Genomic DNA, 19,965 nt, shown 5'->3' on the forward strand with positions numbered 1-19,965 from the left:
GCCTTCTCCTCCTCGCGATTAGACTATCTGGTTCGCAGTAGTCCGCAGGCGTAGTCGAATGTGAGTTTCATGGACTCTGTAACCATCGCAAATCCTTGCTCTAAATCGGCGGCTTGCTGAGCAATATTTTCAAGTCTGACCTCATCGCCGTAGCCTTTATGGCGTTGAACCAAATCATCCTGCATTTCCGAATTCATATAATGAATCTCCGTATTTCTCCGCTTACGCAGACGCCCCATTGGCTCTTTGCAGTTCTCTTTGAGGTCGTTCAGCTTCCATGTTAAAGCCGGATGCGCGTTTTTCTCCCTCATGTTGCGCAGCACGGTAAAGTAGGAAAAATGAGCCTTAATACGTTCCGTTTTCATCCCAAGCAAATCGTTTAATAAAATGCTCAGCTTGTCCATAATTGAAAAAATCCGTATAAATGCGTTCTTATCGAAATATACGTATCTTTTGTAATTCATGGACTCTTCCTCTGCCATATCCTCCGTCGAATCGGAACGAATCTTTCGCCGAAATCGGTCAGCCGCATAGCAGCTTTGCTCTAATTCGTTCAACGAAGCGCATAAACCGAGCGTCCACACTTCATAGGTCCGAAGCTTATGATCGGTATCTTTTCCCGAATCGATTAGTCCGCGAAGCCGGTCGCCGAAACGCTCCATCAAGCGGATCGCTTCAACATAGCTTCCTTCCGGCTCCCGCTCTTCCTCACCGAACATAAATCGCAGCATGCAGCCGACCTACTCCCTTCTGTCCTTCGTTTGCGAAGTTTTACGAAAGTTTTGCGAATACTGAAAGCCTGCTTTTATTCCTTTTCTTGCAAACGCTTAGAACGGATAAGCAAATCGATCAAAATTCCGAACAGACCTGTAATAATCAAATTATGCAAAAGGCTTGTGAATAAAAACCAGTTGTCGCTGCCGATCGAATGAGTCAGCCAAGCTCCGCTGAAAATTTGGCAAACGACTAGAATAACGGCCCAAGCGGCCGAAACGGACAAGCCAGCCTTATTCTTAGATACGCGGCGAATGTGCGTGTACAGACCAAAGATGGCCAGACCTAGAATAAGCGCCGCTACACGGTGAATAAAAACGCTTGTTGTCGCACCTTCGAACTCCGGTATTACTTTACCGTTGCAAAGCGGCCACCCCTCGCATCCTCCAGCCGAATCCGTATGCCGGATGAATGCGCCTAAATATACGACAACATAGGCGTAAACAGTGACGGCCAGCGCCCTTGGATAGATCGACTTAGGTACGCTGAACTCCACCGGTTTGCCGTTCTTGACGCGGTACGTCCAAATGACCAGCAGCAGAGTCGCAGCAAAGGCGATTAGTGAGATGCCGAAATGAATCGCCATAATGGGCGGACTTTGCGGCCAGAGTACAGCAGCCGCCCCCATAAGCGCCTGAACAATGGTAAACAGCAAGGCTCCTCCCGCATAATAGAGAGGCTCTTTAAAATCCACTTTGTTGTTGCGGTACAGACGATAAGTCGCATAAAAAGCTGCCAGTACGAGCAGTCCTTCAAAACCGGTAATTAAACGATGTGAATATTCAATGAAAGATTCCACCGTATACGAAGGAATAAATTTGCCGTTGCAGAGCGGCCAATCGTCTCCGCAGCCTCTCCCCGACTCCGTATTCGTAACGAGCGCTCCGGCAAGCAGTACGAGAAGCATTCCGATGCACGAAAGCATAGCTAACGTGCGAAAACGGCCGGTTACCATAATAAATCACCTATTTTCGGGTATTGTTTACACCTCACATTATAGCGACAACAACTGGCAAAAGCCATGTTCAAAATGTGACGTTTCGCAAATGGGAAGTGAAACTTAGCGTGCTACGAAAGGGCAGAAAAAATCCGTGCGGCGTCTTGCGACCGCACGGATACACTGTTGATCGTTATGCGAGATTTGCGGAAACTTGAACGGCCCGTTCAAGAAACTGCTCAATTTCGTCCCGCGATTTACGAAGCTTGCTGACGAAACGAACAAGTTCTTTGCCTCCCTTGAAGGCGACAAAGCTTGGGATGCCGAGAATATTCAGCTCCGAGCAAACGTCCGGCAAATCGTCGCGATCGATCTCGACGAAGGTGATGACGCCTTTATAATGCTCTTCGACTTCCGGCATGAACGGATCAATAAAATGGCAGTCCGGACACCAGGTCGTTTTGAATACGGCAACGGTTACTCCTTCGCTTTGCACCGCATCGCGGAACTCGGCTTCGGTTGACAACTTGTTCATGCTGATATGACCTCCAGGCTTAGCTTACTTCACGGTCGACAACGAACGTTTTGAAGTCGCCGCCGGCTTTTTCCCAGCGCACTTTCGCTTTCAATGCATCAGCGAAGTTTCTTGCCGGCACGTATAAGGCGCCGTCAATGCTTGTAGCAGGGAATTGCCATTTGACCGCTTTCCCGTTAATTGTAACTTGGTTTGATCCTTCTTTCAAGACGATCGTCGTGTTCGTCGCTTCATCGAATACCGTCACGTTTTTCGTCTGCTTATTATAGCCGACCTCAGCGCCCAGTTGCTCTGCAACGTCGCGAAGAGGTACGATCGTGACATTAGTCGGCGTAACGATCGCTGGATAGTCTTCGAATCCATAGAAGCGAACTTCCTGTTTGCCAATGTGCAGCTTGTTTTTCAAGAGATCGTATACGACCGATTTCTCGTCGAATTGACGCAGCACTTGGTAGCCTTGTGCATCAAACAGATCGGCGATTGCAATGGATTGCTCTGGAACGACCGGCTTATCGGACGTTACTTTACCGTTCACATTCCATTGCTCAGTCTCCGAGCGGAGGACGATGCCGTCGATCGGGATCAAATCAGCTCCGTTAATTTTAAAGGAAGCTTCCAAGATTTGCTTGCGCACATCCAGCTTGCTATCCACATACAGATCCGCCTTTATGTACGAATCCTTATTGAAAATTTCTGCAAGCGTCTTCGGATCCTCTTTCTCAAACAGCTTGATTTGCTCCTGCAGGTAGCCAAGGCCTTCTACAAGCTGCTTTGTCAGTTCTTTAATCAATTCTTCTTTGGTGACTCCATCCAATGCTCCAGCAGCGAATGGATTGCTTTCTCCGATAGCAGCCCATACCGCTTCGTTCTCGGAGACAATGTTCACGACTGTCGACACGAACGTCTCCAAACCTTTTTGGTCAGCTGCGAGCGCATCTACGTACTTTTTGATCCAAGCCCAAATCGCTGGACCATCAAGCTCCGCTTTGATGTGAGCGAGTGAAGTCGATACGCCATTAATGGGCTCGTTCACTGTCGCTACCGACAGCTTGTCAGGGTTTGGCAAATTGTCGATCAAGTAACTGCCGGCAGAATCGATCAATTCATAGCCAAGCGCCGTTATTGATTGCTGCTGTTCAGGCGTAACGCCGGACAGGTCTGCGGCAGACAGCCCTGTAAATGCAGCCAGTCCTTCCTCTGTCAAATCGAAGACAAACGGTGCTTTCGCACCTTCGATCTCGACAACCAACGCTTCCGTCGACATCTTCGCCGAGAAGCCGATCGATACTTGATCGCCAAACACCAGCTTGCCGTCATAAGACGCATTCGACGGGTCCTGTACCTTTACATTATTAAGATCAACCTTTACTTTGCTAAAAAGCTTGATAAGTGCAAGTTCTTCTTCCGGAATGCCTTCATATGATTTCTCATTGACAAGCAGTTGCACTTCAACAGACTGCTTCCCTTCCATCGACGTCGTTTTCAGAACATTCTTCAAAACACCGTTCAAGTTAACGCCGGCTACGGCTTGACAGCCCGCAGCAAACACGAGCGTTAGCGCCAGCAGCAGCACAAGCCCCCTCTTAAATGTAAACAATCTTTTCAATGTACAATACCCCTCTCCCAGATACTATTGGATCAATCGTCCAATCTTCCTAATTGTACCTAACTGATTTAGGGATGTAAATCTATGGATGTATATATTTTGGCAGTAAAAATAGCCTGAATATTCGGCGCATTCGTGACTTATGAAGCGCTTTTCGCCTGAAACGGCTTCAGCAGCTTCATGAAAAGCTTGCGCAGAGGACCCGGAAACGACTTTGCATCTTCCACCGTAACGACGCGAAGAACGATGAGCAGCAGCAAGTACAGCAGCCCAATAACGATTCCGGCAGTTACGGCAGCGGTCAAATAAGCCAGCTTATTCGGCCAATCTGCCAACAGCTGGCGCATGCCAGCCTCGGTTGCCCAGCCGGCTGCGATAGATACCGCAATCGTCAGCATGTAAGGCACCCATCTGCGGCCAAGTACGACAGGCTTCGCTTCTTTGCCGATTGTCTCCAGATTCAACCACGTAATAACGATAAAACAAATCGTTGAAGCGGCGATCAAACCGTAAGCGCCGAATAAAGGAGCAAGCGCTGCGCTGAGCAGCAGCTTCAGGCCAATGCCGACAAACGTATGCATCATAGGCTGGCGCGGCTTGCCCATGCCGAACAAAATGGAATTGCTTGTCATCATCGTAATCTGGAATACGGTGCCGGCTGTCAGAGCCGCGACAATGCCGCTGCCCGACGGGCCGCTGAACAGAAAGCCCGTTACCGAATACGAAGCTGCGGTCAGTGTAAGCGCCGCAGGAACGCCTGTGAACAGTACGATTCGCATAACAAGCGACGTTTGCCGCTGTACCTCGCCCATATTCCTCAGTGAATAAGCTGACGAAATGACCGGAATAATTGACGTGCTGAGCGCAATAGCCAGAATCGGCGGAATGCCTGCAATCGACTGGGCTTTAAAGCTGAAATCGCCAAGCACCGTCAGCGCGTTCCGGTAACCGCCGTAATAAATTTCCGTCAGCCGAATCATGAGGGACGTATCGAACAAATAAATCAGTTGCACCGTCATCGCCGTAATGACGACGGGAATGGACATCGTAAAAATTTCTTTGTAGATCGAGCGGAAAGGAATGCGCGACGCAGCTTCCGCCGCTTCTTTCGCATTCGCTCCGGCGCCATTTGCAATATCTTCCGCACGATCAAGACGTTTCAGCTTGCGGGCGTACCACAGCATGACGACGAAAGCGCCGACGCCGCCGATCACATTGCCGAACGTCGCTGCGGCCGCAGCCCATTGGTCGCCCCATCCCCACGCCAGCACTAGTACAGCCAGTCCGACGCCGACGATGACGCGAGCAATCTGTTCGACGATCTGCGAAATGCCGCCTGCCGCCATCATTTGTCTGCCTTGGAAATAGCCTCTCATCATTGCGATGATTGGGAAAATAAGCAGCGTAGGAGCAACCGCTCGAATCGCCAGCTCCGCTCCCGGCGTTTTGGCGATATGTATCGCATAGTAAGGGGCGGCAAAGTAAAGCAGAACGGTAAGAATAATGCCTGCCGCGAGGCCAAAGACCAGCGCAGCTTGATAAATCCGTTTCGCTTCTTCCGGGCGCTGCAGGGCGTAGCGTTCGGATACGAGCTTGCTGATTGCGCTCGGAATGCCTCCTGTCGCGATGACGAGCAGCGTCAAATATAACGTGTTGGCGATGGCAAAATGAGCCATCCCCTCTTTTTCAAGGATATGCTCGAGCGGAATGCGCTGGAAAATGCCTAAAAAGCGGGCAACTAGCGCCGCTGCGGCCAATATTAACGTACCTTTTATAAGCGAATCTTTTTTCACGGGATCGTCTCTTCTTTCTCAATCGTTTCTGTTAGGTGAAATAAAGGGATGAGTGACTACAGAATCCAAATGATGAACAAGACGATCATAATGGCCTGCAGAATGACTTTGACGACAACGCTGGTTAGTAAGCCGACAAGCGAACCGACGCCGACCTTCAATGATTGCACGAAGGAAGTGCCGATAATCAATTCGCCAATTACTGCTCCGGCAAAAGGGCCGATAATTAAACCGAATGCCGGGATGACGAACGGACCGATAATAATGCCGATCGTGCTCCCGACAACCGATGCCCGCGAACCGCCGAAGCGGTTCACCCCCCAGGCGCTGACCGCATAATCCGCTATAAATAGGACGACGACAATGAGGGTTTGAAGGGTCCAGAATACCCAGCCGAACGGTTCAAAAGAGAAGAAAAAGCCGTATACGAAGAAAGCTCCGTATATGGCTAGTGCCCCCGGCAATATTGGATATACCGTTCCCGCCATCCCGACGGCAAATAAAATAATAACTAGCGCCCAGCCTAAAATATCCACGCCGGATCAACCTCTTTCATGAAAAACGTATCGTTTGATGACTTCCGCAACGCCGTGCTGATCGTTAGTCAGCGTGACAAAATCGGCGGCAGCCTTCACTTCTTCCTGCGCATTGCCCATAGCAACGCCGAGACCGCATTCGCGAATCGCAGCAATATCGTTCAAGCTGTCGCCGACCGCTATCACTTCAGACATGCTGATCCCCATATTGTTGCAAACCTCCCGGATCGCGCTCGCTTTATTAATGCCCTTGGCGTTCATTTCCCAGTTATGCGGCGAGGAGTTGGTAATCTCCAGCGCGTCCCATTCGGATACTTCTTCGAAAATCAACCGGCGAACCTTATCGTCCTCCGTATAGTAGCCGAATTTCAGCCAATGATGATGCTCGTAGTCGGTCGAAGGGTCGATCCATTTTTCCAGATTGTAAATATCGTCCGTCGAATAGGCCCAGAACCAGGTGCCCGTGTGCTTGAGCGCGACTTCGTGAAGCCTTCTCACGTAAGCGGCAGACAGCAGTGTGCGCCGGTGCAGCACATGAGGCCTTTCCCAGATCTCGCTGCCGTTGACGGTGATCATCGGCGTTGTCAAATTCAGCTGCTCCGCAAACGGAAGGGCGCTGCGAAAGCCCCTTCCAGTGGAGAAGCTGACCGTTACTCCGGCGTCCAGCGCCCGATGAATCCATAATGCATTCTCGTCGCTAATCTCGCTTTGCTCGTTCAACAGTGTTCCGTCCATATCGAGCGCTACCAGCTTGTAATGTCCCATGTCATCCTCCTGTGCTGTATCCCATTTGCTACTGCCATTTTAGCACAGATCGGGCATATTCCAAACGGTTAACGCCGTTAATTCGTAATAATAACTTGCTCTGTTCTTTCGGATGCACCTCCGCTCTTAACAGCACCTTCCGAAGCGTTCCCGCCTTCTTCCGGCTTAGTCTCAGGAGCTTTGTCGAGAATGCTTTGCCCAAGCGTCTGCACCTTCGCAAGCGTCTCGTCGACCGATTGCTTGCCTTCTTTGAGCTGATTGAACTCGTTTTCCGCCTGTCCGTTGAACTCCATATAGAAGTTTTGCGGAAGTTTGTCCCAATCTTTATATTGGTTGACTCTGCTCGGTTTCAGCGCGTAGAAAGCGGCGTAGTTATGCTCGTCATCCTTTTTAGCATACTTGGTGCGTACCGAGAAGTTGCCATACATGTTGGATTTCGAGGACACTCTCGCAAAATCGTCACCCGTAATGTATTTAATAAACGACCATGCCGCTTCCTTGTTGTCCGCCTGATTGTTGATCGCGAAAATGTTATAAAAATTGACCATCGTACTCGTGTCCGGATTAGCTGGATCGACAGGTACGGTCACCATATCCCAGTTGGAAACCAACTTGCTTTTTTGCTCTTCTTTCAAATAATCCTGGGCCTGTTTCATTTGCTGAAGCATATACGGGCCGTCGACTGTCATCGCCACTTTTCCGGAAACGAATGGATTGCTCAGCAGATAGTCCTCGTATTGCATCGGGCCTTCTCTGTTTGCACGATCTTCGAAGTAAAGCGCATCGGAATTAATGGCGTCGCGCGCAAGCTCGACGATGCTCTTCCAGCCTGGGGTATTGATCGTCATCTCTTGCTTGGTCGGATTAATATAGTTTAATCCTTGAGTGCTTGCGAGTTGAGTTGCAACTTGGAACAAGTTGTCGCTATAACCCATTCTCAAACCGTAAATCCGCTCTTTTCCTCCGTCGGTTGGAAAACGCTTCGCCAGTTGGATCACATCGCTGTAAGACATTTTATCGGTTGGAAAATCAATATTGTATTTCTCAAACAAATCTTTATTATAGTATAAGGCCTGGCTGGAATAGTCGCCGGACATGCCGTAAAGCTTGCCGCCGCCCAGATCCTTCAAATAATCGATCATACCCGGCAGAAGACCTTCGGTATCGTACTTGTCCTTCTCGATAAAACCATCGAGCTCGTACAACTTGCCGTCAGCCGACATTTTCTCGTACTGGTCTGAGCCCAGCATCACAATATCGGGCTGTTCCTTCTCGATAAATTCATCGAGCAGCTTATTGTAATCCTCGCCCTCCCCAGGGCGTATGCTTTGTGTATTCACGACTTCGATGTTTACGTTCGGGTGAATGGCCGAGAACAGCATGCCGTATTGCTGAAAGAAAGACTGTTCATCGTAATACATGACTCTCAGCGTTTGCTCTTCATTACTCTGTCCTTTGTCGCTTCCGCCAATGCTGCATCCGGTAAGCAGGATCGGCAAAGCCAGTCCCGCGGTGGCCGTTTTCTTCATCCATGATCTCATCTTTTTAAAACACTCCCCTATCGTTTCGACTCTTTTTCCATTAAGCTCCATATAATAGACGTATAACCATGGGTAAATGTTTCATTTTTCTCATAAATGTTCCAAATTTTGCTGTGTTGTCGTTTGGTTGGAATTGACCGACCGACAGCCGTGATGCAGCGAAATACCGCGCGTTGGGAGCTGAGCGCGGGGCGATAAACTGCACGTTGCTGCATCAAAGCAGGGCATAAGAGACAACGGGACGAATAGGCATGGGTTCGTTTAGTCACGGGCTCGACTAGACTTCGGCTCCACTAGACTCCGGCTCCACTAGACTCCGGCTCCACTAGACACAAATAAGGGACTGTTCCTGTGGGAACAGCCCCTTATTTGTACCAGTTGCTTTGATAGGAGTTTCGCCTGTAGTTGAAGTTAGATGGACGCTGTAGAGTCAACTGCTTTTGAATTGGCCATCGATAATGGAGGACGGTTAGTTGGTTAGTCCGCAGTAGGGGGAACATCGTCTGATCTCAACTAATCCTGTTCTTGCTCATGTTCGTGGCACTCTCGTGTCACGACTGTCTATACGCTCGATTGTTGCTCCTATAAAACACACTTTATGCCTCTGTTATGTGATGCGCTTTTGCACCTTACAATTCCTTCGACTCCCGGCTTACTCCTCCGTAAGACGGTTTTCCGGCTTACGGCTCCTTCGAGAGCAACTTTTTGCTCTGTAAGACGGTTTTCCGGCTTACGGCTCCTTCGAGAGCCACTTTTTGCTCCTGTAAGGCGCTTTGGAGCCTTACAGCTCCGATTGGAGTCACTTTCTGCTGCCGTAAGGCGCTTTGGAGCCTTACAGCTCCGATTGGAGTCACTTTCTGCTGCTGTAAGGCGCTTTCGAGCCTTACAACTCCGATTGGAGCCACTTTTTGCTGCTGTAAGGCGCTTTCGAGCCTTACAGCTCCGATTGGAGTTACTTTCCGCTGCTGTAAGGCGCTTTCGAGCCTTACAGCTCCGATTGGCCATTACTCCTGCTGCTGTAAGGCGCTTTGGAGCCTTACAGCTCCGATTGGCCGTCACTCCTGCTGCTGTAAGACGCTTTGGAGCCTTACAGGGGCAGAAGTAACGGCCAGCTTCACCGTCACAACGCACGCAGTAAGGCACTCCTCTCCTGCGCCTTACTGCGCAGACCGCCCGCGGCTAAGCGGCGGCCGATTCGCTCGCCAATTGGCGCTGTCGGAGCTTTTTCGCGATTAAGCCGTGCGACGGCGAGAATAGGAAAGCGAGGATGAACAGCAACGACGCGGCGCAAACGATACAGCCGGCAATCGAGGCGTCCAGCCAAGCGGCCGTGTAATAGCCAAGCACGGTGCTGACGATGCCTGCGACAACGCTCAAGCCGATCATTGTTCCGAGACGATCGGTCAGCAAATAGGCGGTGGAAGCCGGAATAACGAGTAGGCCGACGACGAGAATGGCCCCCACGCTTTCGAACGAACTGACCGTTGCCATCGACACGAGCCCCATCAGCAAGTAATGAAACAGCGCTACCGGTATGCCGAGTGCAGCGGCGAGCGCCGGGTCGAATGCGCATAGCTTGAACTGCTTATAGAACAACCCGATCACTAGCACGATCACTAGCAGCGTCGAGCCTAGCAACCAAACCGCTTTTGGCCCGAGATCGAATCCGTACACCGTCCATGTATTCCAATGCACATAAGCAATCTCGCCATACAAAATGGCGTCCTGATCTAAGTGTATCTGTCTGGCGAACAAGCTGACGAGCAACACGCCGAACGCGAACATGGCGGTAAAAACGACGCCGATCGAAGCGTCCGATTGAATGCCGTGCTGCTGAAACAGCTGAATCAGGAAAACAGCGAGCAAACCGCAGAGCATGGCGGCCGCCAGCATAAGCAAGGAATCCCGCGAACCGCTAAGCAGATAGGCGATGACGATCCCCGGCATAACCGAATGGCTAATCGCATCACCGATCATCGCCATCCGGCGCAGGACGAGAAAAGCGCCTAAAATGCCGCAGCAGCTTGCAACCAGCGACCCCGTCAGCAAAATCCAAAAAGTCGTCATAACGTCGCCCCCTTGTTTGCCGCGTCCTTTACTCCGCCTCGAACAGCCTTATCCGACTCCAAAGTCTCCGCCGTGCCCATCACGTGCACTGTCCGCATTTCCAGCTTCCGCTTCAATCTTGCGCGAACGAGCCGCTTGGCGAGCAGCCCCTTCTCCGGCCCGAACAATACAGACAAGATAAAGCCTGCAGTGACAACAAGCACGGTCAGCGGCCCTGTCGGCAAGTTCGAAGCAGCCGAGCTGATAAGCGTACCGAGCGCACCGCTCAAAGCACCGAACAAACCGGATACTGCAACCATGACACCCAACCGATGCGTCCAATAGCGAGCGGATACGGCAGGTGTAATGATCAAAGCCGCTACCAATACGACGCCTACCGCCTGAATGCCAGCTACGACAGCAACCACCGTCAGAAACATTAACAAATGTTCCAACAGCGCTACCCGATAACCGATTCCTTTGGCGAATCCTGGATCAAATGAAATCAGCTTAAATTGCTTAAACAGCAGGAAACATATCGCAATCAGAACAGCGCTCATTATCGACATCGTCACAACATCTCTGCCAACCATCGCCGCCGCTTGACCGAATAGAAACTTATCCAAGCCGGCCTGATTGCCGTAATTCCCGTGCTGTATAACCGTCAGCAAAACAATGCCGAGTCCGAAAAAGCCCGACAGGACGATGCCCATCGCCGCATCGGCTTTAATTCTCGTATGCCTCGTAATCCAGTCAATTCCGAAGGTAGCTACAATACCCGCCACCAATGCGCCTACCAGAAACACCGGCAGCGATTTGATTCCAGTCAGCATAAAAGCGATGCAAATGCCGGGCAAAGCAGCATGCGCAAGCGTATCGCCCATCAAGCTTTGTTTTCGCAAATAAGAAAAGCATCCAATAATGCCGCTGCTCAAGCCGAGCAGCGTACAGCTTAGAAAAATCCATTGCATATTCGGATCGCGGAGCAACATTCCCAACGTTTCCATTACCGAATCACCCTTTCGCCCCGCGCACGCGCCGTCCCGTCTCTTTGTCCAAGAAAGGCAAGCCTGCCTCCGTACGTTTCCTGCAGCAGTTCCTGCGTAAACACTTCCTCCGTCCGGCCAAATGCTCGAAGCTCCACATTCAGCAGCAGTACCGAGTCGAAGTAATCCTCCACAGTCGCCAGATCATGATGAACGACGATTACCGTCTTGCCTTGTTGCTTCAACTCCTGCAGCAGCGTGATGATCGCTTTCTCGGTTGCGGCGTCTACACCCGCGAACGGTTCGTCCATAAAATAGAGGCTGGCGTCCTGCGCAAGCGCCCGGGCGAGAAATACACGCTGCTGCTGGCCTCCGGACAGCTGGCTGATCTGCCGATAGGCAAAGTCCGCCATGCCGACCTTCTCCAGGCTTTCCAGCGCAATGGCCCGCTCCTTCGCACCCGGCCTTCCGAACAGCCCCAAATGGCCGTATCGTCCCATCGTGACGACATCTAAAGCGTGAGTTGGAAAATCCCAATCCACCGATTCTCGCTGCGGCACATAGCCTACTAATTTGCGTTGCTCTTTATATGGCTTGCCGTACACCAGCACTTCACCGCTCAAACGTGGAATCAAGCCCAGCGCTGCTTTCATCATCGTCGACTTTCCGGCGCCGTTCGGCCCGATCACACCGATCAGCTCGCCCTCTTTTACAGTAAAGCTGACATCCCGCAGCACCGGCTTTTTCTGATAAGCTGCGCTCAGGTTGCGGATGGTTAACGGCGATGCTCCCTGCCGCTGTACCTTCTCCTCTGCCGTTCTATGCTCTGCCATCTTGATCACTCGCTTTCTATTCCGCCAAAAATGTTATTTTAACGCCTGAACGATCGTATCTACGTTATGCTTCACCATGCCGATATAGGTGCCCTCTTCCGTTCCTTCATCGCCCATTGCATCGGAAAACAACTCTCCGCCGATCGCCACCTCGTGGCCAAGCTTTTTGGCACCCTCGATAACCGAATCAATCGATTTTCGAGGAACGCTCGATTCGATAAATACCGCCTTAATGCCATTCTCGACGAGAAAGTCGCGCAGTTTGCTGACATCTTTTGAACCATACTCCGACATCGTATTCATCCCCTGTAGGCCGGTCACCTGCAATCCGTATTCGTCGCCGAAATAACCGAAGGCGTCATGCGCCGTCACGAGGATGCGGTTTTTTTCCGGAATAAGGCCGATTTGCTCGTGTACGTACGCATCGAGTTGTTCCAATTTGCCCAAATAATCGGCGGCCCGTTCTGCATAATAGTCTGCATGAGCCGGATCTTTCTGGGCCAGCGTATCGCGGATCACTTCCGTCGCCGACATCCACAGCTTCACATTGAACCAAATATGAGGATCATGCGCCCCGCTTCCGGCTGCCGGATTAGCACGCAATTGTTCTTCAGAAATATTGCGGGAAACGGCAATAGTCGGTTTTGTCTTCTCCAGCTTCTCGAACATCTCCGCCATTTTCCCTTCCAGATGAAGCCCGTTGTAAAAAATAATGTCCGCATCGTCCAGCTTGGCCACGTCGCCGTGCGATGCTTTGTATAAATGCGGATCGATGCCGGAGCCCATCAAGCCGGTGACTGCCACATAATCGCCGCCGACCTCTTTAGCCGCGTCTGCAATCATGCCGATCGTCGTCGTCACTTTCAGCTTGCCGTTGTCCGCGCTCTCCGTTTCTTGTCCCCGTTCTCCCCCGCAGGCTGTCACGAGCAGCGCCGCAGCGGTCAGAAATAAAATTGTCATAATAAAACGTTTAATGGCTGAATTCATCTTATACGGTTTAGTGCGATTCATTATTTATCCTCTCCTCCGCCGCTTATATGTTTCCTATGCTCACATCATTTTGCCAAGCGACTCTTTTTTTATATTATACAAAAAAGTTTCTCTTATGCAACATTTTAAGCCAAAAAAAATTGCTCCCCCCTTGAGCAGCTCGAATTTTGCACGCCAAATCGTTCGAACTTAAAATCAGTGTTTGACGGAAAAGGGGAGAACAACGAAATGACAAAGAGATTCTTGAGAAACGATTGCGCTCACCTTTTAAAATAATTTGATCCAAAAAAGAAGAAGTGCCTGCGTCTTTACGCAGGCACTTCTTTACGCAGGCACTCTCAAGACTTGCACTTGTCGCTCCATCCAGCAACATCAAATTTATGCACCGCACGCGTCTCCCAGCGCGCGATAAAAATTAATTGTAAAATGGCCTAAAATTGTGTTAAGGCTGTTGCCCTTCGGGCGCATTCCCGTCTACCGGCAAGTTAACTTGTTTATTCTTGCCCGGCACGCCGTTCAAGCCGATCTCGTAGTCGTAAGCGTCGAATATTTGACGGGCGATCGGCGCAGCGCCCCAGCCGCCGAAGCCCCCGTCCGGAATGACGACCGCGACGGCAAGCTTCGGATTATCTGCTGGCGCGTAGGAAATAAACACCGCGTTGTCCGCCATCCGTCCCTTAACGCTTGATTGCGCCGTACCGGTTTTCCGGTTAAAGGTATAGGAAACGCCCTCAAAGCCTTGTACGCCGACCAGCGACATGCCTAATTCGATTTCTTTCCAATAGGAGTCCGGGAAATCAACAGTATTTAGAACTTCCGGCTCGAAACTTTGCAATAAGTTGCCTTCCGAATCTTTAATCTCGTTTACAAACTGCGGCCTCATCCGCTTGCCGTGATTCGCCAGCATGGAGGTGTATTGGGCAAGCTGCAGCACCGTATAACGGGCCTGCTGTCCAAAGGAGGAGCGAACCAGCGCCGATTGTGAGCTGGCCGTCTCGACCTCGTGATAGTAGTCAATCGTTCCCTTGCTTTCATTAGGCAGCCCGCTGCCGGTCAGGACGCCCAGCCCAAACTGCTTCATATAACCGTCCCAGATGTCGACGCCTGCTTTGCCTCTATATTTTTCGTATAGCTTATTCCCAACCATAGCGGCCATGAACGGGTTCGACGATTTGCCAATCGCCTTTGCAGGATCAAGCGATCCGTACGCATGGCCGCCGGCATTGCCGATCCGAACCTCGTGCCCCGCTTTACCGAAATAGAAGGCTCCCGTATCGTTATAGGTGCTGTTGGTCGTGAACAGTTTCTCGTTCAAGCCGACCAGAATCGAGAGCGGCTTCAGCGTCGAGCCGGGAGGAACGAGCGAGGAAGGATGGCGATCTCGTTCATCATCCGTTTCGTATTTTCCGTACACCGGGCGAATTGTGCCGTTGTTCAGAACCGTTTCATAGTTTTTGTACACGGACGGACTAATCCGTCCACCGGCCCAAATGTTCGGATCGTAATCGGGCATGCTCGCCATCGCGATTACTTTGCCAGTTTCAACCTCCATAGCGACCGCATAGCCGATATTGGCGTACTCAGCCCGTTCCGATTTATGCGTCGAGGTACTTATTTTTTTAATATGATTCATGATGGCGTCTTCCGTTTTCAGCTGCACCTGCCGGTTAATGGTCAAGTAGAGGCTGGCGCCTTTTTGCGGATTCGTGATTTCCATCGGGCCGATAACCCGCTCGTCTTTGTTGATCGGGTACATCTTCAGACCGTTTTTTCCGCGCAGCACATCTTGATACATAAATTCCAGTCCGTCGACTCCAACCTCTTCTTCCTCCAAATATTTAAGCAGCGGGTCCTTCTCCAAGCTTTTTTCTTTGTAGAATGAAAGATTATCCTTGACGCCGCCGCCGAATCTTTTCAAATACCCGACAAGCTGCACAGCAACCGAATCATTGGTGTAATTACGGACGCTCTCCTCGACGATTTCGATTCCGTTGAACGTGGTGCGGTTTTGTAAAAAGTAAGCGATCTCCTTCTGCGTCAACCCCGACTTAATGCGCCGCGGCGTAGATAATACGTTGCGTCTCGCTTCCAAATCCATTTGACGAATAATATCGTCGACGGACATCTCTTTCTCCGGGTCGCCGTATTCCGTAAATACATTCTCAATGCTTTGGGCAACAGCTCTGGCATAATCCGGGTCTTTCACCTTAAAGCCCGGCGGTACCGTATAGTAAAGCGACTGGGTCGACGTCGAGTAAGCGATAGGAGCGCCTGCGGAATCGTAAATGTTGCCGCGAATCGGCGGAATACTGTCTCTTCTCGTATATTTTTTGTTGCTGATCTCCGTTAAAGTAGGACCTTCCACAAACTGCAGGATGGCCAACTGAATAATCAATACGCTGAATAATACAAAATTGATCAAAAAGAAAACGTTCAAACGAAATGAAAAATGCCGCCTGTTTGAAATTTGGCGTTTCTGATCGTCCTCGTGCAACGCACTCCCCCCACTTTCCGTTGCGCAATAACCGGTAAATTTTCCTAGCACGATCACTATCATATCACAAAATTAACAAAAAAAGAGCATTTTTGATTGCGCTTAATACGAGTATCTAATACACAATTTGGCATAAAAAAAGCTGCCTCGCCGACCGTTAAACGGCCGACGAAAGCAGCTTATATCTACTATGCGCAAAGGCTTTCAGCATCTGCCTTGCAACGCTTGAAATGACCTTGCCTTATCGTTCTTGCTTTATCGTTCTTGCCTTATCGTTCTTGCTTTACTATTTCTTGCTTTATCATTCTTGCCTTATCGTTCCCTCGCGAGACCGCGAGCTTACTGCGCGTTGCCGTTTGCGGGAGCATCGGCCGCGCCTCCTTCGGCGCTGCCTCCATTGCCGCTATCCTTGCTCTTTCCTGGCACGCCGTTCAGGCCGATCTCATAATCGTAAGCGTCGAAAATTTGGCGGGCGATCGGCGCGGCGCCCCAGCCGCCGAAGCCCCCGTCCGGAATAACAACCGCGACGGCAAGCTTCGGATTGTCAGCCGGCGCATAAGCGATGAACACCGCGTTATCCGCCATCCGTCCCTTAACGCTCGATTCCGCCGTACCGGTTTTCCGGTTAAAGGTGTAGGAAACACCGTTGAAGCCCTGCACGTTAACTTGGGACATGCCCGTCTCGATTTCTTTCCAATAGGAGTCCGGCAAATCAACAGTATTTAGAACTTCCGGTTTAAAGCTTTGCAGCACGCTGCCGTCAGAGTTCCGGATTTCACTGACGAATTGCGGCTTCAGCCGTTTTCCGTGATTGGCCAGCATCGTCGCATATTGCGCTAGTTGAAGCGGCGTGTAGCGGGCCTGTTGACCAAATGATGCGCGGACAAGCGCGGATTGCGAGCTCGCGTTCTGCGCCTCATGATAGTAGTCGACGGTGCCGGCCGACTCGCCCTTCAAGCCGCTGCCGGTCGTGACTCCGAGGCCGAACTGCTTCATGTAATCGTCCCAAACGTCGACCCCTTTGGCGCCGTTATACTTTTTGTACAAATTGTTGCCGACCATCGCCGCCATGAACGGGTTGGACGACTTGGCAATCGCTCTGGCCGGATCTAGCAAGCCGTACGCGTGACCGCCTGCGTTACCGATTCGAACCTGATGTCCTTCGCGTCCGAAAAAGAACGCGCCATTATCGTTATATGTCGTCGACGTGGTAAACAGCTTCTCGTTCAGGCCGATCAGAATCGACAACGGCTTCAGTGTCGAGCCAGGAGGAACGAGCGAAGACGGGTGACGATCCCGTTCGTTTTTCGAATCGTATTTGGCGTAAACCTCGCCGATCGTACCGTTCCTCAGCACCGACTCGAAGTTCTCGTAGTCTTCGCTGCTAATACGGCCGCCAGCCCAAATATTCGGATCGTAGTCCGGCATGCTGGCCATCGTAATAACCTTGCCGGTCTGAACCTCCATCGCAACGGCATAACCCGTCTTCGCATATTCCGCGCGTTCGAAGCGGTTCGGAGAAGTGCTTATTTTTTTCAAATGGCTCATAATCGCTTCTTCGGTCTTCAACTGTACGTTGCGGTTGATCGTCAGAAACAAATCGGCGCCCTTCTCTGGATTCGTAATTTCCATCGGCCCGATAATCCGCTCGGCATTGTTGACCGGATAGCTTTTCAATCCGTTTTTGCCGCGCAGGATGTCCTGATACATATATTCCAGCCCGTCGAAGCCTACGTCTTCTTCATCCAAATATTGAAGCTGCGGATCTTCTACGCTGCCCTTGTCCTTATAGAAATCAACCGATTCCTTTACGCCTCGGTATTTCTTCAAGTAACCGACAAGCTGTACCGAGACAGAATCGTTGCTGTAATTGCGGACGCTTTCCTCGACGATATCGACGCCCGCAAATTCGCTGCGGTTTTGGAGGAAATATGCGATTTCCTTCTGAGTCAGTCCGGACTTGATCCGTCTCGGCGTCGAGATAATGTTGCGGCGGAAATCGAGGTCCATCTGACGAATGATATCGTCGACCGTCATCGCTTTCTCGGGATCGCCGTACTTGTCGAACACAGAAGCCAGCTTCTGGGCGACTCCGATCGCGTAATCCGGGTCCTTTGTTCTGAACTCAGCGGAGATCGTGAAATACAGCGATTGCGTCGATGTGGAATAAGCGATCGGCTCGCCCGCAGAATCGTATATATTGCCGCGAATCGGCGCGATTTTCACGCTTCTCGTGCTTTTCTTGCTGCCTGCGGCGCTAAGCGTCGGCCCCTCCACGAACTGCAAAATGGCAAGCTGAATAATAAGAATGCTAAAAAGTCCAAATACGACAAAAAAGAAAAAATTCAGCCGAAACGAAAAATGCCGTCTGTTTACTATTTCCCGCTTCTGCGGATCGTCGTGCAAAGCTCTCACCTCATGCTCTTCTGTTATCGTTCTTTATGTTCAAGTGAGAAGGCTAAGCTTCCCGAATATGTGTTTTGTCAAAGCCGGGCGGGTTAAACCAATCGCCCGACGAGGCCCATGTCGCGTCCAGCGGAATCCAAAAGCCGTTCTCGCCGCCGACCCGCACCTCGTTCCAGGCGTGCGGCCCGTAGCCTCCGCGCCCGTCGGCGCCAAGTCCGGTCACGACCCGCACATCCAAGCCAGCCGCTCTTGCCATAACGGCATACAACCTTGCGGTATCGATACATACGCCTATCCTCGTCCGAAACGTATCGCTAGGCGTCTGTTCCTTCCAGACTCCCTGCTCCACATAATTGTTGGCCTTATCCCAGTCGTAAGCGATTCTAGTACCCAGCCAGTCGTACAGAGCCCGCGCCTTCGCTTCCTCGTCCGACTTTCCCTTCGTCACTTCAAGCGCCGCTTGTCCGATATCGTCTGGAATATTTGCATCGATTAGCTCGTATTTGCGCTGCAGCACCTTGCGGAATTCGGCTTGCACCGCCTCGGCCAGCACCGGGCCTTGTCCGGCCAGTATGTCGCCTGCGACCGGTTCCAGGACGGCTGCCGCTTCGTTGTAAAGCGGCGACTTCTTAATATCACCGACCAGCCAGCCATTCGGTACGAGCGATACATATACGAACAGCACCGCTATAAATACGAAAGCGCGGCCGGCCCCGTGCACCGCACCAAGCGCCGCTCCCGCTGCGCGACTTGCCGCCCGACTGCCGGGAATGACGGACGCAGCGTGGCGTCCTTCCGAACGCTGGCGGCCCGTCCCGGCCAGAAGCAGGCCTGCAAGCGGCGTCAGCAGCGCAGAGACGATCAGACGAAGCAGCACATAGGTAAGCAAGAACAAAACGGCGAAACGCAGCAGCGAAAAATCTCTAAGGCCAGTAACCAGCGTGTACCAATAATTTTGCCACCCGCTTAGCGCGCCTTCCGGCACTTGTACCGCCCGTGTCAGCCATTCGGCCGCCGGACTCGACAACGCTCCGGCTGCTTTCCAGGCAACGAGCAGGCAAACCACCAGCGAGACGGCGTCCCATAAAAAGAAGAAAAGACGCTTCGCTGAACCCGATGCGCCTCTTCTCATCCCTTGCAAGAGCGAGCCAAGCAGCAGCAGGAGAACGACAATCGCGATCGGCTCCAGCGTGGAGTCCCATCCTAGACCGTTTGTCATGCCGTTCCCCTCCTTACCGTTCCTCGGCGTAACTGCTTCTCGCCGCTTACGCTTTACTATTTTGCTTCGCTTCGTCGATCAATCTCTGTATCGTATCGTCAATTTTCCACGTTCCGAGCGGCGCATTGCGGAAAGATACGGACACTTCGCCGCTTCCCGGCTTGCCTTTCAACTCCAAATTGTCCGTCTTCACCGTAAAAGAACCGTCCGAATTGGTTGCAAACGTCGCCTTCTCCACTTCGCCGACCATCGCCGTGACCGCTTCCTGCTTCACGCTGTCGGCTACTTTCGTCCCGATTGCCTTCAAATCGTCCATGCTGTACCCGCTATACACGACAATACCGACGACGATCACAGCGACAAGCGCCCATCTCAAAACCGTCTTCACAATGCCGATTACGAGCAGCAGGACGACGAGCGCCACAGCCAGAACGATCCAATGCTCTTTCAGAAACGTAGTCCAGGTGTTCCAATCATAATTCGAGAAATTCAAAAAATCCAACC

At 51.4% G+C, this 19,965-nt stretch carries 16 protein-coding genes; all 16 read right to left on the reverse strand.

Annotation, left to right across the window (positions count from 1 at the left end):
• Window positions 1-23: 23 nt before the first annotated feature.
• Window positions 24-731, reverse strand: coding sequence for a Cthe_2314 family HEPN domain-containing protein (locus tag ACFVTB_RS07085; protein ID WP_387746769.1), 708 nt, complete (start codon window positions 729-731; stop codon window positions 24-26).
• A gap of 74 nt (window positions 732-805) precedes the next feature.
• A complete protein-coding gene (locus ACFVTB_RS07090; RefSeq protein ID WP_387746771.1) occupies window positions 806-1,729 on the reverse strand; it encodes a COX15/CtaA family protein in 924 nt (307 codons plus the stop codon).
• A gap of 175 nt (window positions 1,730-1,904) precedes the next feature.
• Window positions 1,905-2,246 (reverse strand): thioredoxin family protein, encoded by a 342-nt coding sequence (locus ACFVTB_RS07095; RefSeq protein WP_387746772.1) that lies wholly within the window; start codon window positions 2,244-2,246, stop codon window positions 1,905-1,907.
• A 19-nt stretch (window positions 2,247-2,265) separates the two neighbouring features.
• On the reverse strand, window positions 2,266-3,852 hold the full coding sequence (locus ACFVTB_RS07100; RefSeq protein ID WP_387746774.1) for a copper amine oxidase N-terminal domain-containing protein: 1,587 nt from the start codon (window positions 3,850-3,852) through the stop codon (window positions 2,266-2,268).
• Window positions 3,853-3,992: 140 nt separating this feature from the next.
• Entirely contained in the window at window positions 3,993-5,645 is a 1,653-nt protein-coding gene (locus ACFVTB_RS07105) for a putative polysaccharide biosynthesis protein (protein WP_387746776.1), read from the reverse strand.
• Window positions 5,646-5,701: 56 nt separating this feature from the next.
• Entirely contained in the window at window positions 5,702-6,181 is a 480-nt protein-coding gene (locus ACFVTB_RS07110) for a DUF456 domain-containing protein (RefSeq protein WP_387746778.1), read from the reverse strand.
• Between the two features lie 6 nt (window positions 6,182-6,187).
• Entirely contained in the window at window positions 6,188-6,946 is a 759-nt protein-coding gene (locus ACFVTB_RS07115; protein ID WP_387746780.1) for a Cof-type HAD-IIB family hydrolase, read from the reverse strand.
• Window positions 6,947-7,023: 77 nt separating this feature from the next.
• Window positions 7,024-8,487 carry an ABC transporter substrate-binding protein gene (locus tag ACFVTB_RS07120; protein ID WP_387746782.1) on the reverse strand — a complete coding sequence of 488 codons (1,464 nt, stop codon included), beginning with the start codon at window positions 8,485-8,487 and terminating at the stop codon, window positions 7,024-7,026.
• Window positions 8,488-9,666: 1,179 nt separating this feature from the next.
• Window positions 9,667-10,554, reverse strand: coding sequence for a metal ABC transporter permease (locus tag ACFVTB_RS07125; protein WP_387746784.1), 888 nt, complete (start codon window positions 10,552-10,554; stop codon window positions 9,667-9,669).
• The gene (locus ACFVTB_RS07130) at window positions 10,551-11,540 is read right to left on the reverse strand and encodes a metal ABC transporter permease (RefSeq protein ID WP_387746786.1); all 990 of its coding nucleotides are present in this window, start codon (window positions 11,538-11,540) and stop codon (window positions 10,551-10,553) included. The genes ACFVTB_RS07125 and ACFVTB_RS07130 overlap by 4 nt, the downstream gene beginning before the upstream one ends.
• Complete coding sequence (locus ACFVTB_RS07135) at window positions 11,540-12,352, reverse strand: metal ABC transporter ATP-binding protein (RefSeq protein ID WP_387746788.1); 813 nt, start codon at window positions 12,350-12,352, stop codon at window positions 11,540-11,542. The genes ACFVTB_RS07130 and ACFVTB_RS07135 overlap by 1 nt, the downstream gene beginning before the upstream one ends.
• A 33-nt stretch (window positions 12,353-12,385) precedes the next feature.
• Window positions 12,386-13,363, reverse strand: coding sequence for a metal ABC transporter solute-binding protein, Zn/Mn family (locus ACFVTB_RS07140; protein ID WP_387746790.1), 978 nt, complete (start codon window positions 13,361-13,363; stop codon window positions 12,386-12,388).
• Between the two features lie 421 nt (window positions 13,364-13,784).
• Window positions 13,785-15,836, reverse strand: a complete 2,052-nt coding sequence (locus ACFVTB_RS07145; protein ID WP_387746792.1) for a peptidoglycan D,D-transpeptidase FtsI family protein — start codon at window positions 15,834-15,836, stop codon at window positions 13,785-13,787.
• 339 nt (window positions 15,837-16,175) lie between these two features.
• A complete protein-coding gene (locus ACFVTB_RS07150; protein WP_387746793.1) occupies window positions 16,176-18,251 on the reverse strand; it encodes a peptidoglycan D,D-transpeptidase FtsI family protein in 2,076 nt (691 codons plus the stop codon).
• Window positions 18,252-18,294: 43 nt separating this feature from the next.
• Window positions 18,295-19,461: a transglutaminase domain-containing protein gene (locus tag ACFVTB_RS07155; protein ID WP_387746794.1), complete on the reverse strand. Its 1,167-nt coding sequence runs from the start codon at window positions 19,459-19,461 to the stop codon at window positions 18,295-18,297.
• Between the two features lie 46 nt (window positions 19,462-19,507).
• Window positions 19,508-19,963 carry a hypothetical protein gene (locus tag ACFVTB_RS07160; RefSeq protein WP_387746796.1) on the reverse strand — a complete coding sequence of 152 codons (456 nt, stop codon included), beginning with the start codon at window positions 19,961-19,963 and terminating at the stop codon, window positions 19,508-19,510.
• Between the last annotated feature and the right edge of the window lie 2 nt (window positions 19,964-19,965).

The sequence above is a fragment of the Paenibacillus sp. NPDC058071 genome (genome assembly GCF_042885235.1).
In the GTDB taxonomy this organism is placed as follows: domain Bacteria; phylum Bacillota; class Bacilli; order Paenibacillales; family Paenibacillaceae; genus Pristimantibacillus.

Bases quoted from the DNA above. Each gene is read 5' to 3' on its own strand.
- ACFVTB_RS07115 (WP_387746780.1), bottom strand. From the start codon at position 6,946: ATGGGACATTACAAGCTGGTAGCGCTCGATATGGACGGAACACTGTTG.
- ACFVTB_RS07120 (WP_387746782.1), bottom strand. From the start codon at position 8,487: ATGAGATCATGGATGAAGAAAACGGCCACCGCGGGACTGGCTTTGCCG.
- ACFVTB_RS07140 (WP_387746790.1), bottom strand. From the start codon at position 13,363: ATGAATCGCACTAAACCGTATAAGATGAATTCAGCCATTAAACGTTTT.
- ACFVTB_RS07085 (WP_387746769.1), bottom strand. From the start codon at position 731: ATGCTGCGATTTATGTTCGGTGAGGAAGAGCGGGAGCCGGAAGGAAGC.
- ACFVTB_RS07135 (WP_387746788.1), bottom strand. From the start codon at position 12,352: ATGGCAGAGCATAGAACGGCAGAGGAGAAGGTACAGCGGCAGGGAGCA.
- ACFVTB_RS07155 (WP_387746794.1), bottom strand. From the start codon at position 19,461: ATGACAAACGGTCTAGGATGGGACTCCACGCTGGAGCCGATCGCGATT.
- ACFVTB_RS07090 (WP_387746771.1), bottom strand. From the start codon at position 1,729: ATGGTAACCGGCCGTTTTCGCACGTTAGCTATGCTTTCGTGCATCGGA.
- ACFVTB_RS07125 (WP_387746784.1), bottom strand. From the start codon at position 10,554: ATGACGACTTTTTGGATTTTGCTGACGGGGTCGCTGGTTGCAAGCTGC.
- ACFVTB_RS07095 (WP_387746772.1), bottom strand. From the start codon at position 2,246: ATGAACAAGTTGTCAACCGAAGCCGAGTTCCGCGATGCGGTGCAAAGC.
- ACFVTB_RS07130 (WP_387746786.1), bottom strand. From the start codon at position 11,540: ATGGAAACGTTGGGAATGTTGCTCCGCGATCCGAATATGCAATGGATT.